Origin of the sequence: Thermosulfurimonas sp. F29 (assembly GCF_019688735.1) — a bacterium.
In the GTDB taxonomy this organism is placed as follows: domain Bacteria; phylum Desulfobacterota; class Thermodesulfobacteria; order Thermodesulfobacteriales; family Thermodesulfobacteriaceae; genus Thermosulfurimonas_A.
Window position 1 is genome coordinate 749,549 of the sequence record NZ_JAIFYA010000001.1, and the last position, 14,982, is coordinate 764,530.

13 protein-coding genes are annotated in these 14,982 nt (G+C 55.8%); 6 read left to right on the forward strand and 7 right to left on the reverse strand.

Annotated features, from left to right (window positions below):
- Window positions 1-11 precede the first annotated feature (11 nt).
- From K3767_RS03940 to K3767_RS03965, 6 genes are all read right to left on the reverse strand, one after another.
- Entirely contained in the window at window positions 12-599 is a 588-nt protein-coding gene (locus K3767_RS03940; protein WP_221172245.1) for a class II aldolase/adducin family protein, read from the reverse strand.
- Window positions 596-1,450, reverse strand: a complete 855-nt coding sequence (locus tag K3767_RS03945; RefSeq protein ID WP_221172246.1) for a thiamine pyrophosphate-dependent enzyme — start codon at window positions 1,448-1,450, stop codon at window positions 596-598. The genes K3767_RS03940 and K3767_RS03945 overlap by 4 nt, the downstream gene beginning before the upstream one ends.
- Entirely contained in the window at window positions 1,447-3,102 is a 1,656-nt protein-coding gene (locus tag K3767_RS03950; protein ID WP_221172247.1) for a 2-oxoacid:acceptor oxidoreductase subunit alpha, read from the reverse strand. The genes K3767_RS03945 and K3767_RS03950 overlap by 4 nt, the downstream gene beginning before the upstream one ends.
- Window positions 3,095-4,066, reverse strand: a complete 972-nt coding sequence (locus tag K3767_RS03955; protein WP_221172248.1) for an NAD-dependent epimerase/dehydratase family protein — start codon at window positions 4,064-4,066, stop codon at window positions 3,095-3,097. The genes K3767_RS03950 and K3767_RS03955 overlap by 8 nt, the downstream gene beginning before the upstream one ends.
- Window positions 4,067-4,128: 62 nt before the next feature.
- Window positions 4,129-5,337: a hypothetical protein gene (locus K3767_RS03960; RefSeq protein ID WP_221172249.1), complete on the reverse strand. Its 1,209-nt coding sequence runs from the start codon at window positions 5,335-5,337 to the stop codon at window positions 4,129-4,131.
- A 143-nt stretch (window positions 5,338-5,480) separates the two neighbouring features.
- Window positions 5,481-6,806 (reverse strand): cytochrome ubiquinol oxidase subunit I, encoded by a 1,326-nt coding sequence (locus K3767_RS03965; RefSeq protein ID WP_221172250.1) that lies wholly within the window; start codon window positions 6,804-6,806, stop codon window positions 5,481-5,483.
- A 138-nt stretch (window positions 6,807-6,944) separates the two neighbouring features.
- Between K3767_RS03965 and dnaX the strand changes: the two genes are divergently transcribed.
- From dnaX to K3767_RS03990, 5 genes are all read left to right on the forward strand, one after another.
- Window positions 6,945-8,462, forward strand: a complete 1,518-nt coding sequence (dnaX, locus tag K3767_RS03970; protein ID WP_221172251.1) for a DNA polymerase III subunit gamma/tau — start codon at window positions 6,945-6,947, stop codon at window positions 8,460-8,462.
- The gene (locus K3767_RS03975; protein ID WP_221172252.1) at window positions 8,459-8,782 is read left to right on the forward strand and encodes a YbaB/EbfC family nucleoid-associated protein; all 324 of its coding nucleotides are present in this window, start codon (window positions 8,459-8,461) and stop codon (window positions 8,780-8,782) included. Before dnaX ends, K3767_RS03975 begins: the two co-directional genes overlap by 4 nt.
- A 1-nt stretch (window position 8,783) precedes the next feature.
- A complete protein-coding gene (gene recR / locus K3767_RS03980; protein WP_221172253.1) occupies window positions 8,784-9,392 on the forward strand; it encodes a recombination mediator RecR in 609 nt (202 codons plus the stop codon).
- A gap of 117 nt (window positions 9,393-9,509) precedes the next feature.
- Window positions 9,510-10,334, forward strand: coding sequence for a sulfotransferase (locus K3767_RS03985; RefSeq protein WP_221172254.1), 825 nt, complete (start codon window positions 9,510-9,512; stop codon window positions 10,332-10,334).
- 20 nt (window positions 10,335-10,354) lie between these two features.
- Complete coding sequence (locus K3767_RS03990) at window positions 10,355-11,059, forward strand: SapC family protein (RefSeq protein ID WP_221172255.1); 705 nt, start codon at window positions 10,355-10,357, stop codon at window positions 11,057-11,059.
- On the opposite strand, the gene K3767_RS03995 is transcribed toward K3767_RS03990, so the two are convergent.
- Entirely contained in the window at window positions 11,028-13,208 is a 2,181-nt protein-coding gene (locus tag K3767_RS03995; protein ID WP_221172256.1) for a methyltransferase domain-containing protein, read from the reverse strand. The genes K3767_RS03990 and K3767_RS03995 overlap by 32 nt on opposite strands.
- Window positions 13,209-13,352: 144 nt before the next feature.
- Here K3767_RS03995 and K3767_RS04000 point away from each other — a divergent pair, with 144 nt between their 5' ends.
- The gene (locus K3767_RS04000; RefSeq protein ID WP_221172257.1) at window positions 13,353-14,933 is read left to right on the forward strand and encodes a flagellin; all 1,581 of its coding nucleotides are present in this window, start codon (window positions 13,353-13,355) and stop codon (window positions 14,931-14,933) included.
- Window positions 14,934-14,982 lie beyond the last annotated feature (49 nt).

Below are 14,982 nucleotides of genomic sequence, written 5' to 3' on the forward strand. Positions count from 1 at the left end.
GGGCCCCCTTTTTATGTCTCCAGAGGAACGGGATCTGCGCCCAGGGTTTTGGCGAGATATACCACCCGACAAACCTTTTCCAGAATAAGACTCAGGTTCACCGCCTCGTGGAGGTCCCTTCCCGCGGTGACGGCCCCGTGTCTTTCGAGCACCGCTACCCGGGTCTCGTCCAGGACTTCGGCCACCGCCCTGGCCAGTTCCTCACTACCCGGGGGAAGATAGGGCACTACGGCGATCTCCCCCAGGAGGAGGGCTCCTTCGGCGAGATAGTGCTTGCGAAAGTCGAATCCCGAAAGGCTCAGGGCCAGGGTGTAGGGGGGATGGGTGTGGACCACGGCCCGGATTTCGGGGTTTTGCCGATACACGGCCAGGTGCATGGGAAGTTCCGAGGTGGGACGACCGCAAAGGATCGTGCCCTCCGGAGAGACCTCCGCCAGGTCTTCGACCGAAAGTTCAGCCTTAAGTCTTCCGGACGGGGTGATGAGGATGCGGTCTCCGAGATGGAGCGAGAGGTTCCCCTCGCTCCCGGTGATGAGTCCCTCCCGGGCGAGCCAGCGCGTGTAGCGCACTATTTCCCGACGGGGATTCCTGGCCTTCACCGGTGGTGGCGTTCCAGATGCGCCGCGAGGTCCGGTTCCCTCTCGGGTACCCGCACGGCCTCCTCGTAAAGGGGTCTGGAGACGCGGTAGAAGATGCCGATGGGGATCTCCTCGGCCTCGTAGGTGTAAGCCCAGCGCCGGGCCAGATGCATGGCTGATTCAAAATCTTTCGGATCGTGCTCCGGACCGATCTCGCGTACATGTTTGTTGTAGAAATCGTAGGTATTGAAAAAGGTGTAGCAGGGCTGGAGTACATCCACAAAGGCAAACCCCCGGTGAGCGAAGGCCTGACGCAGGAGCTCGGCCAGATGTCGGGGGCGTCCCGCGTATCCCCGGGCCACGAAGGTGGCCCCGCTGGCCAGCATGAGCTCGACGGGATTGAGGGGGCTTTCCGGGCTGCCCTTCGGGGTGGAGCGCCCCTTGAACCCCTTCGGACTGGTGGGGGTGAATTGTCCGGTGGTGAGCCCGTAAACGGAGTTGTTGTGCACCACGAAGGTAAGATCCAGGTTGCGTTTGGCCGCGAAGATGAGATGAGCCAGCCCCTCCCCGTAGGCGTCTCCGTCGCCGGCGTGTCCGATCACGAGGAGCTCCGGCCGGGCCATCTTGAGTCCCCAGGCCACCGGGAGGACCCGCCCGTGAATGGAGTAAAAACTGTTTACCGCCAGATAGTCCACTATCTTGGCGTGACACCCGATTCCGGAGACCAGAACCACCCGGTGAAGCTCGTCTCTGACCAGGAGCTCCTTTAGTACCGTCTTTACCGCGGTAAGGATGCCGAAGTTTCCGCAACCGGGGCACCAGGTGATCTCCGCGTAGGTCTTGAGGGGATCCTTTTCGCTTCGCAGACTCATGGAGAGACCCCGTACAGTCTTCTTTCCAGATCCTCCACGGTAAAGGGGCGTCCGTCGTAACGGAGAAGGACCTCCTCCACGGGGAATCCGTGGGCCTCGAGCCTGCGGGCCAGCTGTCCGGTGGCGTTGGTTTCAGCCACCACCAGGTGCCGCACCCCGCGCAGGGCCTTCCGGAGGGTCGTTTCCGGAAAGGGTTCGAGTACCAGGGGCTGCACATAACGCAGTCCCAGCTTGCGGGCCACCTCCAGGGCCGCTCCCCGCGTGGACCCCCATACGCAGAGGGCCCGTTCCCCATCCCCCTCCACCGCCACCATTTCCGGACGATCCAGTTCTTCCCGAAGGCCACGGACCTTGCGCAGGCGTTTGTCCTGCATCCGGACGATGTCCTCGGGTTCCTCCGTGGTGATCCCGTAAGAATCGTGCTCGTAGGAGGTGACCTTGACCACGGCTCGCGGATCACCCGGGAAGGCCAGGGGGGAGATCCCGTCCCCGGTTACGGCGTAGCGCCGGTATTCTCTCTCTCCGTTCCAGGATTTGAAGCTAACCCGGGGGACCTCGACCAGGGGAAGTTCCTGATTGAAGAGGCTTTCGCTGAGGTGTTTGTCCGAAAGAAGGAGTACCGGAATCTGATAGTGCCAGGCCAGCTTGAGGGCCAGGGCCGCCAGGTGGAAGGCCTGCGCCGCGTCCCCCGGGGCGAGCACCACCCGGGGGAACTCCCCGTGTCCGGCCGAGAGCACGAAGTCCAGATCGGCCTGCATGGTGTAGGTGGGCACTCCGGTGCTGGGCCCGGGGCGCTGACACTCCACTACCACGATGGGGATTTCGGCCTGCCCCGCCAGACTCAGGGCCTCCACCATCAGGGCGAACCCTCCGCCGGAGGTGCCTACCATCGCCGGTTTCCCGGCACAGGCCGCGCCCATGGCGCAGAGGATGGCCGCGATCTCGTTTTCCGGGTGGATGGTGGTTACCCCCAGGGTTTCTCCGTGCCGGGCAAAGTAATGAAGGATCGAGGAAGCCGGGGTCATGGGATAGGCCACATAGAAGCGTAATCCCGCCGCCACCGCGCCGAGAGCCAGGGCCTCGTTCCCGAAAAGGGTGGGCCAGACGGTCCCCTCCGAACGCGGAAGGGTTCGGCCCGGCGGAGGCGGAGTGAGTTCGTAGCTTTTTCGGGCCACCTCCAGGTTGACCTCCGTGGCCTTGGGGAGATCCCGGCGCAGGGTTTCGGCCAGTTCCTCAAAGGGGAGACCCAGGATCCGGGCCGCTGAGGCCAGGGCCGCGGTGTTTCTGGTGATGGGCGGGGCGGAAAGGTCCTTTACTATTCCGCTCCAGGGAACCCCGATCCCCGGGGCCTCGAAGGTGGAAGAGTCAAACAGGACCACATTTCTTTCGGCCAGAGTCCGGCGGTGTTTCTCCAGAGTGAAAGCGTTAAGGGCCACCAGAAGGTCCACCCGTTCCCGGTGGGCCAGAACCGGAAATTCCGCCGCCCGCACCACGGTAAAGTTGTGTCCGCCCCGGATGAGCGAGGGATAGTCGTCGTAAAGGAAAACCCTCAACCCCCGTCGGGCTAGCAAACGGGCCCAGAGCTGACCGAGCTGGCGAATGCCGTCTCCGGCCTTGCCCCCGAAAAGAACCGAAAAGTCAAAATTAGACACTTATCTCCTTAAGCCAGTGGCGGTTTTCTAAGTACCACTCTACCGTCCGGGCCAGCCCCTCGTCAAGGTCCACTTTCGGTTCCCAGGAGAGGAGTTTCTTGGCCTTTTCGATCTCCGCCCAGGTGACCTTCATGTCCGCCCGGTGAAATTCCCGGTATTCCACCCGGGCCTTTTTGCCGAGGATCTTTTCGATCTTTTCGATCAGGGTGTTTATGGAGACCGGGTTGCGGCCGCCTCCGAGGTTGATGATTTCGTAGCCCAGGGGTCTCAAGGCCAGAATCGTGCCCCGGGCGATGTCGTCCACATAGGTGAAGTCCCGGGCCTGGGTGCCGTCTCCGTAAACCACGACGGTGTGTCCCTCGTCGATCCACTTGATAAAACGGAAGTAACTCATGTCCGGACGCCCGGCCGGGCCGTACACGGTGAAGTAACGCACCACGGAGATGTCCAGTCCGTAAAGATGATGGTAACTGTAGGCCAGCACCTCGGCGGCCTTTTTGCTGGCCGCGTAAGGAGACAGGGGACGATTTACCGGAAGGTCCTCCCGGTAGGGGAGAGGCGAACCCGCGTAGACCGAGGAGGTGGAGGCCAGCACCATCTTGCGCACCCCGTAGCGACGCATTAGTTCCAGGAGGTTCAGGGTCCCCTCCACATTGGTGCGATAATAAACCCAGGGATCCTCTATGCTGGCCCGCACGCCGGCCCGGGCCGCGAGGTTGATGACCGCCTCCACGGGGAAGGTCTCGAAGAGCAGGCGCAGGGCCCCGTAGTTTTCTATGTCGAGCTCGAAGAACCTGAATCCCGAATGGCGGAGTAGTTGGTCCCGACGCCACGCCTTGAGCCCGGGGTCGTAATAGTCGTTTAAATTGTCCACCCCCAGGACCCGGCGTCCTTCCCTGAGGAGGAACTCGCAGGTCTTCCAGCCGATAAAACCCGCCGCTCCGGTCACCAGCACCCAGCCCATAAAAGAAACCCCCTGCGTGGACTCTGGCCATTATAGGGGGTCTTTGGACTTTTAGGAAGGTGTCAGGGCAGGACTCCGTTTTTGAAAGAGATGATCAGTCCCAGGGTTACCATTATTCCGATCCAGATCCAGCAGAGGGCCACGGCGAGTTTCCCCCAGCCGTGGGCTCCCACCTCCCTCTGTCCGCGGCCGGCCCGGTAGGCCACCAGACCCACATAACCCAGGATCAGAAGCCCCATCAGGAAAGAGAGGAAAAAGAGGGCCGTGGAGGACCAGCTCGGATTCACGGGATAATCGGAGAAACGGTAGCCCGCCCGGGAGAGATACTTCATGCGCAGGACTTCCCGGGCATAACTCATGAGAAATACGGTGAGACCGGCTACTACGGCTACTCTCAGGGAGTGGCGGGCGGGATCCCTTCGGGCCACGAAGAGAAGGAGGATCAGGAGCAGGGCGGAGAGCGCGGCCAGGAGAAAGAGCGGCTGGGTATAAAAGCGGAATTCCGCCGGAAGGGAGCCGAGCCACCAGAGGCCTGCTCCGGCCTGAAGCAGGGAAAAGACCAGGGCCGTGCGGACTCCGATCCTGCCCACCCAGGCGAGATAGGAGGGATCAAAGTCCTTCCGAACCTCGAAATAGCGGGCGTAAAGCATGAGGAAGATCCCGGTCACGGCCACCGAGGCCAGGATGAAGTGGAGGTAGCGCGGGAGAGAGAAGGCGTGGAGGCGTCCTCCGGTCTCAAAAAGGCCCCGGCTTTCGGCGGTCCACTCCGGCCACTTTTCCGGATGGACGGCCTGAAGGGAAAGGGCGTGAATGATGGCCGCCACCAGAAGAAGGGCCATAAGGGCCAGAAGGATCCAGAGGGGGTTTCCGGCCCCCTCGTAGCCGCCCCGGAGGTAATAAAGGTAGGCCAGGGAGAAGGCCAGGGCTATGAGGCCCAGGAAGGCCAGGGCCCACCAGGCCGAGATTACATTGGAGAAGTACCAGAAGGGGTCGTAAATGACCTGAATGAAGAGGAGGGGAGCCACGCCCAGCACGATGGCCCAGGACAGGGATATGGGAAGCACCCGGGAGAGTGATCGCGAGAGTCTCAGGCCGAAAGAACCTCCGAAGAGCCTTCCCCAGAGGAGAAACATCGTGCTTCCCAGAACCAGATTGACCACGAGAAGGTGAAGCGCCAGGGTCAGGACCAGGAGAAATTCAAAGAGCCAGGGATAAAAGGGAAGCCCGCTCAGGTCCCGCAAATGGAGTACATAGGGGGCCAGGGATTCCATGGCGTCCTCCGATAGAGTGTAGTTTTTTTATGGGACTTGGGTCTATACGATCATGCTGGTCTTTGTGGCCGCAGTGGGGGCGGTGGCGTTTTGTCTCGACCGGCGCAAACTGGAAACTAAACATTCTTAACTCCTGCAAAAATTTAGGGGTTAACCAGGGTGGACAGAAAGGCACCGGCGGCCAGCCTTTCCTCCTCCGTGCCCACGAAGGGGGGCATGTAGGGGTATCCATCGAGTCCCTCCAGGAATCCGGCCAGGTCCTCCGGGTCGGTCATGCCCAGGCCCTCAAGCAAACGGGGAAGACTTCGCACGCCCCTGCGGGTGAGGGCGTGGCAGTTGGCGCACTGATGGGCCACGAGGATCCGACCCGTCTCGAGACGATTCTCCTCGGTGGGATGCCGGAGGGCCGGGGGAAGGTATCCCAGCCTGGAGAGGTAGCCCCTTTCGTTTAGCTCCTCCACCTCGGACTTTATGCCCTTGGCCGGAAGATCCGTTCCCACGACCTGATGGCCGTACATGAAACCGGCGATGATGTAGGGGCGACGGAGTCCCTCCCGCAGCCCCTCCCCGGCGAATATCCCCAGAAAGAGTACCACCAGCACCGCAAGCGCCCCGAAAAGGGTGTTGGCCCGGGGTGCGGCAAGACCGAAGATCAGGAAGTAGAGCAAAGTTACCCCCCATCCGGCCACGGCCACATAAAGCAGGGTCTTAAGATAGGGAAGCGTGCCCCCGAAGAGAAAATCCGCGGCCTCTGGGGGCAGCTTTTTCAGGTACCAGGCGGAGAAAAGACCTCCCAGGAGAAGTCCTGCCGAGCCCCACAGCCCGGCCAGGCGGGTAATTTCCCGGCGCACCTCCGCGTGCTTAAGGGTGGCCACCACGGCCAGGGCGTAGAGACCGGCGATTCCGAACATGAGGGTGGTGCGAGCGGCCAGCTGCGGCCAATAGGTGGGATTGAAGAACCCGTCGAAGAACCTCCCGGTCTCAAGCCACCGTCCGGGGGTGAGCATGAAGGCGAGGATCCCGGTTATGATAATCATGCTGATCCAGGCCGCCACCGCGTAAAGATAACCGATGCGAAGGTGGGTGCGCTCGTCCACCTTGCCGAAGGTGTAGTAGTACACATAAATGGTGGCCACCTCGATGAGGAAAAAGACCCACTCCGTGGCCCACCCCCACACATAGTTGTGGATGAGGGCCGAGATGCCCCGGGGACTCGAGACCGTGGCCGCGTACCAAATCCCCACCCCGGAAAGGGATCCGAACACGAAACAGAAGATCAGGATGAGGAGGGTGTAGCGTTTTATGAAGGAGAGGAGTTCCGGGCGTTTCTCCCGGTAGGCCTTTCGTTCCAGATAGACATTGAACCAGAAGGCCCCCACGGCCAGATGCGAGGGCAGGATGTGAAAGGAGGCGATGAGACCGATAACCAGACCCGAGGTCAAATAGGGCACCACCCATACGGGATACATCCCCACCTCCACCAGAGCTTGTGAGATATTATTATAGCAAATTCGTTTTAACTTTAGAAGCGTTGTGTTTCATTGAAGCTGACGGCAAGAAGGGGTGGTTGGTTTCGGACGAAGGGAGATTTAAAATGAGAGTTTGAGATGGGCTATCTGGTTCTGGCGCGCAAATATCGTCCCCAGCGGTTCGTCGAGGTGGTGGGGCAACCCCATGTGGTGCGGACGCTTCAGAATGCTTTGCGCAAAGGTCGTCTGGCTCACGCTCTTCTCTTTTCGGGCATCCGGGGGGTGGGGAAAACCACTGTGGCCCGGATAGTGGCCAAGGCTCTCAACTGCGAGGCCGACGATCCCGGGGAACCCTGCAATGTCTGCTCTCCCTGCCGGGAGATTGCGGAGGGCCGCTCTCTGGATGTGATTGAGATCGATGCCGCCTCCAATCGTGGTATCGACGAGATACGGGAGCTTCGTGAAAATCTGAAGTTTATGCCGGCCCGGGGGCGGGCTAAGGTTTACATAATAGACGAAGCCCACATGCTCACCCGGGAGGCGGCTAACGCACTCCTCAAGTCGCTGGAGGAACCTCCGCCGCATGTTTATTTCATACTGGCCACCACGGAACCTCATCGGCTCCCGGTAACTATTCTTTCTCGATGCCAGAGATATGACTTCCGGCGAATACCGGTGTCCATTCTGATAGAACATCTACGGGAGGTGGCCCGTCGTGAGGGAGCGGAAATTGATGAGCAGGCACTTTACCTTATTGCTCGGGAGTCGGAAGGGAGTCTGCGTGACGCCCTGAGCCTTTTGGATCAGGCCCTGGCCTACGGGGTGCGCACCCGGGAGGAACTGATCGAGGCCTTTGGACTGGCTGAGAGAGGCCTGGTGGAGGCCCTGGCCCGGGCCATCATTCGCCGCGATCTCGCCGAGGCCTTCCGTGTCTCGGAGGAGGCCTATCGTCAGGGGGTGGACCTCCTCTATCTTTCCGAAAACCTGACCGAGCTCTTTCGACATCTTCTAGCGTGTAAGGTAAGTCCTTCCGGGCCTTCGGAGGATCTTTCTCCGGCCGAGACCGTACTCCTGCGGGAGCTCTCTGTGGAGGTGGAAGTCGAGGAAGCCCTTCTGTGCTTCCAGCATCTCCTCCGGGGAACTGAGGCCCTCAAGCGGAGTCCTTATCCTCACCTTACTTTTCAACTTACCCTGGCCCGTCTCTGTGAGATGGGTCGGCTGACCTCTCTTCGGGAAATCCTGCGCAAGCTTGAGGAACTGACCGAAAGAGGACCTATCCGGGGAATCCCGTCCCCTTCACAATCCCCGGATCGGAAGCCCGACGAGATCTCCTGGGAAGAGGTGGTGGAGGAGGCCCGGAGGGAAAAACCCCGCCTTGCGGCCTGGCTGGCCTCCTTGGATCCGCCCCGGCAGGAGGGAGACCGTTTGGTTCTTCGGATTCCTGCGGGGACCCTTCTTGCGGAAGATGACTTTAAGGAGGAGCTTCGCGGTTTTCTGACCGCGAGGTACCGCAGGTTAGTGGATATAGAGGTGGAAAGGGACCCGGAAAAGAGTTTTCGGGAGAAACTGGTTGAACGACCGGAGGTAAAGGAAACCCTGGCCATTTTCGGTGGTAAGGTGGCCTGGGTAAAACCCAGAGAAAGGAGAGAGACATGATTCCACCCCAGATGCAACAGTTGATGAAACAGGTGCAAAAGATTCAGAAGAAGATGATGGAACTTCAGGAGGAGCTTGCGGAAAGGACCGTGGAGGCCAGTGCCGGGGGTGGTATGGTCACCGCGGTGGTGAACGGGCGTCAGGAGGTGGTATCCATCAAGATCGATCCCGAGATTTTTGAGAGCGGTGATCGGGAGATGCTCGAGGATCTGGTGGTGGCGGCCGTAAACGAGGCTTTGCGGCGTTCGCAGGAGATGGTTCAGGAGGAGATGGCCAAGATTACCGGAGGACTTAAAATTCCCGGGCTTTTCGGGATGTAAGATGGATGTTGTATTCCCGGAGCCCCTGCGCAGGGCCATTCGGGCGCTGTCGGCGCTTCCCGGACTGGGGGAAAAGAGTGCTACTCGATTGGTTCTGTATCTCCTCTCTCACCCCGAACGGGCCGAGGAACTCGCCGTGGCGCTCACGGACCTCCCCCGGATAAAACTCTGCCGGGAATGTGGCAACTTTACCGAGGAGGATCTGTGTCGTTTCTGTCGCGATCCATCCCGGGATCCGACGGTGATCTGCGTGGTGGAGGATCCGGCTTCACTTTCGGTAATTGAGTCCGCGGGGGTCTTCCGGGGTCGCTATCATGTGCTCCACGGATTACTCTCGCCGCGGGATGGTCTTGGCCCGGAGGAACTCCGGCTTCCGGAACTCCTGATGCGGATTCGCAAGAACGGTGTGCGGGAGATCCTCCTGGGCCTTTCACCCACTGCAGCCGGGGAGGCTACCGCGGCTTATCTGGTGGAATTGCTGAGGGAGTTCCCGGTACGGGTTACTCGCCTGGCCTGCGGCCTGGCCCTGGGCATGGAGGTTCGTTATGCCGATCCTCTCACTCTGAAAAGGGCTTTACTTTGCCGGGAAACGGTGAAATCTTCTACTTGAATCTCGGAAGAGTTTTTTAGACTTTTGTGGCCGTTTTTTTTCGAGTTATAATACTGCTTTGAGGATGAAATAATTATTTCAAGATAAAAAAAGGCTTTTGATTAAGGGAAACTCGCTGTGATTCAGGAAGATAGAATAGTTTTTGTTTTCGGGTCTCCTAAGTCCGGGACGACTTATCTGCAGATGATCCTTGATGCTCATCCCGAAGTATCCTGTCCCCCGGAACACAATTTTATGCAATTTTTGAACGGACTTCGTCAGCTAATAGAGGGATATAATCGTTTACTCGTTTATTCTGATGAGATTACGGCTCGTCAAGGGGCAGTACTTTTTGAAAACGACGATCTGGAACATCTTTTTAAAGAGGCTGTAATAAGAGCAGCTTTAAAAGGAGCCCGTGGGCGGAAGGTAAGACTATACGGTGTGAAAGATAATCATTTTGTGGCTTGGATTTCTTTGATGGAGAGATTATTTCCTGAAGCTAGAATTATTTCTCCTGTGCGAGACCCTCGTAGTGTTGTTCTTTCCGGTTGGTATTTTAATTCTCGTATCGACCCTACTTTTAGGCGAACTCGGGGACGAACCCAAGAACTTTGGGCGCAAGATATGGGGAGTATATGGAGAAGAGATATAGAAGCTTTGCTGAAGTTTCGCAAGCGTTATCCGGATAGAATACTTTTTGTTAAATATGAGGAGTTGAGGAAAGATCCTGAAAGAGAGTGTGCGCGCATATTTGATTTTCTTGAAGTCAAAAGTGATGGATCTATTCTTGCAGATATAGTTAAAAAAACAAGCTTTGATAAGTTTAAGGACGGGCGTTTTTTCAGAAAAGGAAGTCTCGACGATTGGAAAAGGGAACTTGTGCCAGAGGCCATACGAATAATAGAGAAGCTGAACCTTCATCTTATGAAAGAATTCGGTTATCAGACTATTTTCTTTTAATTTTCTTTTAAGGAGGATTTATGTTTAAAATTTTAAAGAAAATGGTCCCTCTGGAGCCTCGTTTGCATAGTGGTCTGGGGTTGGTGCGTCCCCACGATTATGGATTTGCCCATAAAATAGAAATAGTTCCGATTGGATTTTCCGAAATCGTACCCTGTAGCATGTGGTATCCCGTTTTTATAGCTAAAAGAGGCGAAGACTTAGGAGTCTTTGTGTTTTTAGGAACTGGGGAAACTAACCTCTTTGTAAATCCTGACGGAACCTGGAAAACAATGGTGATTCCTAATCTTATTCGGACTTATCCCTTTTCCGTACGAAAAGAAGGAGACGAATATGTAGTTCTGGTGGACGAAGAATTCCTGCGCGAAGGAGAAGGAGCCCCCTTGTTTGAAGGGGAAACCCCCACGCCCTACCTGGAAAACATTCGAACTGAACTTACTAATATAGCTCTGGATCTGGAAAAGGCCGGAGGGTTTGCCCGTGAGGTTTTTGAGGCCGGTCTTCTTAAGGGACTAAATATACACCACAACTTCTCCTTCGGCACTCTTACTCTCCGAAACGCCCTTACCGCTGATATGCAGGCCTTTATAAAGATTCAACCTGAAAAGTTATATCACCTCAATGTTAAGGGATACCTTTCCCTGCTGTTTGCCCAAAATTTTAGTCTGCGTAATTTGGTTCTTTTCGAAGTGTTTAATTCGTTTGTCGGGACCCTCCCTTTTTAGGTGTTTCGTCAAAACCCCATATACTTTGTATAGCAGAAAATCGTAGCGCTCTTTTAAGAAGAGAAGGAAAATCTGAGACAGGAAATTTTTCTTTAGCAGCGAAAACATATTGAAAGTTTCCTAGCGTAGGGGCATTTAGGTAAAGTGGTTTCATAGATTCAATCAATACTCCGGCGCTTACCTGGGATGGAACCTGTAATTTTTGCCCTCCAGAAAGTTCAAGGGTGAAGGGGATGGGATGAATTCCTTCTAAAAGAGTGCCTGGAAGAAAGGGTTCTGTGGAGAAATATATCTGAGAAAAGCCCGCCTTTTTCAAGGCTTCGTAAAGGGTCCAGGGTTTCCAGCGGGTGAGATGATGGGGGGGGTAGTCATTGCGCCACCATTTGTATTTTTGATATCCCTTAGCCAGATTTTCGAACTTATAGTAAGGAGGGCAACTTAAGACGAGGAGTCCTTGGTGGTCTAAAAGATCCTTTAACCCCTTGAGAAAGTTTAGGGGATCGGGAAGGTGTTCGAGGACTTCCAGGGCAGTGATAACTCGATAGGGTCTCCGAAAGTCCTGAGGTAATTCAGTAATACTTTCGGCCTTAACCACCCTTAGACCGAATCTCTGTCTAGCTATCTCGATGGCCTCATCTGAGACCTCCGTGCCGTAGACTTCGAATCCCAAACGCTGGGCCATCAAAAGAAGAAATCCAGTCGAACAACCCACATCCAAAAAGGGACCTCGCGGCAAGGCGTCCAGAATAGGAAGTAAAAATCGAAACCGGGGAAGGTTTTCCCATCGGGCTATCTCTTTCTCTGGCGTCTTCTCTACTGCTTTATAATCTTCATAGGCTAGATCTATGACAAAACGGAGTAAATTGTCTCGTTCTCCTTTGTAGATTGTGTCGTAATCTTTCCCTTGAAGGGGCCAAGCAAACTGTAACCCGCAGGAAGGACATTCGAAAATGGGAAATCCATTGATAATCTCAAACAGCCAGAAATCTTTTCCTTTATGTGCACAGGCAGGACAGTTTTCCGGGCGTTCGTATCTCCCTGCAACGAGCATCTCTGCATCTTCAAGAGCACGGGCAATTACTTCGGCCGGAATACTGTCCAGGCAGGGACTGTAAAACTGTCCCTTGCGTTTGGCCTCGGGACAGGGTTCGAGTGTGGCGTGTTGTCCGCACGGTGCAATACAGGTTTCCCCTCGATAATAAGGACGAACCGGAATGACCGTGGGATAGGTGATGGAACGCAGGTCAGCTTCGATAGGACCGGCAATAAAGACCGTGGGTTTACCCAAGCCGGCGGCCAGGTGGAGGGTGGCCGTATCCGCGGTGATGACCGCATCCGAGAGTTTAATGGCCGCTGCCAGATGTTTAACCGATTTCATGTAAGAGGAGAGATTGGCCGCCCGTATACCATAAACATCTAAAGAAACCTCAACCGTGATGTCCTCGCTGGGCAGGGAACATATTACGGGAACATATTCCCGGGAGAGCAAGTCCTCTAATTCTTTAAGGAGACGGGGAGGAAGAGTGCGATGAACGGAACTGGCCAGATAATGAAAAAGAAGGATCTTTTTTCCAGGGACCAGTTGCCGAATTTCTTCGAATAGGGGGGCCACTTCCTTTTCTACTTCTTCAGGAACAAAAACATCCGGGACTTCTTTTTCTGCTCGAATAATGCAGAACTTCCAGAGGAAATATTCCACCAGGTTTAAGTTGTCGAATTGGGGTTTGCCGACCATCTCCACGCACTTCACCAGGAAGTCCGCCTGTTTAACCTTCTCGTAAGGGAGTGGCATGGGAAGAATCTCGTCTAGGTAAGGGAGCCCTTCCAGAACCGGTCGGGCTCTGCCGGATATAGATACCATAAGGGTCATTTTTGGATAACGCCTTTTTATTTCCCGCAGGGCCGGGGTCATGCACAGGGCGTCGCCTATGGCCGCCTGAGCCACCACGAGTAGGGTGCGTCCGTTGAGATTTTCGCCTCTGTAGAAAGGAGGAAGTTTACCTTCCGCTCGGGCAAAAAGTTTACGGAAATTAGGAGGAAGAGCGCCGAAAACATCATCCGCAAAAAGATATTTTTTTCCTTTCTGAATTTCTAGATGATAGTCGTTAAAATCCATAGAAAAAGTTTCTAGAGCCTTTACTACGAGCATGAGCGCCTCCGGATTTGTTATGATTTCAACCCTTATCCTTAACCCGAAAGCCGCCCCTATGTAAATAGCCTTTTAAAGTTTTTCAGGAAGCATCCGAAAAGATTACTGAGATAGGAAAAGAAAACAAAGCTAGGAGGTGTAGCCATGGCTCTGAGGATTAACTTCAACTACGAAAGCGCGGCCACGCACACCGCGCTAAAGGTGAACGAAAGGTTGATGAACCAGTCGCTCCTGCGCCTGTCCACGGGTCTCAGGATCCTTTCGGCGCAGGACGACGCGGCGGGGCTTTTCATCGCCGACCAGCTCTCGGTGGTGGCCAGCGGTCTCTACCAGGGCAACCAGAACATCCAGACCGGAATCTCGGCCCTGCGGATCGCGGAGAATAACGCCGGACAAATCTTCACCAAGCTGCAGGAGATCTATGTGCGGGCCGAACGGGCGGCCAACGACATCAACGACCCCAACGCCCGTCAGTCCCTCCAGCAGGAAATCAACAACTTCATAGACGCTATCCAGAAGATCGGGACCGACACCGAGTACAACGGCATCAAGCTCCTCGACGGTACCTTCCAGGGTAAATACATACATTATGGTGCCCGGAGAGGGCAGGTAGTTACGGTTACCATTGGTGATCTTCGCGCTCAGAGCTTGGGGGCTTATCTTGTTTCGGGATCGGATACCGTTGACGAGCGGGCCTATTCTAGTGCCACTACTTATTCGGCTATGATCTCGGCTACAAGTAATGCCGCTCTGCAGTTTGCTTCTGGAGAAAGTGTCAGTATAGGAACCGAAAGCCTTACCGCGAGTTCTGACATGGTGACCGATGCTAAGTACTTCGCTGATTGGATTAACAACAATACTAATTTACAGGAAGCCGGCGTTTCTGCTCAGGCCACCAACCGGAGTGTGGCTTCAGACTGGAGTGACATTACCGTTCAAACTAACGACCAGGTGGTGATTAAGTTTTATGTAGGGACTTCTACCGCCAATGTGGCGGCCTCTTACACCGCTAATGCCGGTGAAACCATAACTCTCAGCGAGCTGGTTTCGGCCATTAACGGTCAGGCTCAGGCTAATGGTTACAACCTTACCGCTACCGCCGAGAACGGGAGGCTGGTGCTGCAGACCAACGGAGAAACCATTGGTATAGAGGTTCAGATAAACCATTCCGGAACTACGGGTGGAGGAACGGTCGTGGATCTGGGACAATTTGTGCAGGGTCTTACCACCAGCCTTACGAGTGGTACGGCGGCCGGTGCTACCGGAGCGGGTATTCTGGTGGGGGATCTTACCATCGCCGGTTTGGAGAACTTTACCTACGATTTCAGTGCCGTTAGTGGTACTGCTGCGCCCTACGGTTTGGCCCTGAAATCCACCACCGGTTTCGTGCCCACCGGAAGCGCGGGATTCAAGAATCTCTATCAGATTGATGTTACTACCAACTCCGGAGCAGAAGATGCTCTGTTGATAGCAGACAAGGCCCTTAAGCAGGTGGACAAGGCCCGCTCCCAGATCGGGGCCATCATGAACAACCTCCAGTCCATCTACGACGCGCAGAAGGTGGCCTACGACAACACCAAGGAGGCGGAAAATGTCATCCGCAATGTGGACTACGCCGAGGAGATGAGCCGGTTCACCACCTTCCAGATCCGGATGCAGAGCGGTATCGCCATGCTGGCGCAGGCCAACCAGCTTCCGCAGCTGGTTCTCCAGCTCCTCCGATAATCCGCTAACCCCGGCCCCGTCCGGCGCGGGGCCGGGTTTTAAATATTGA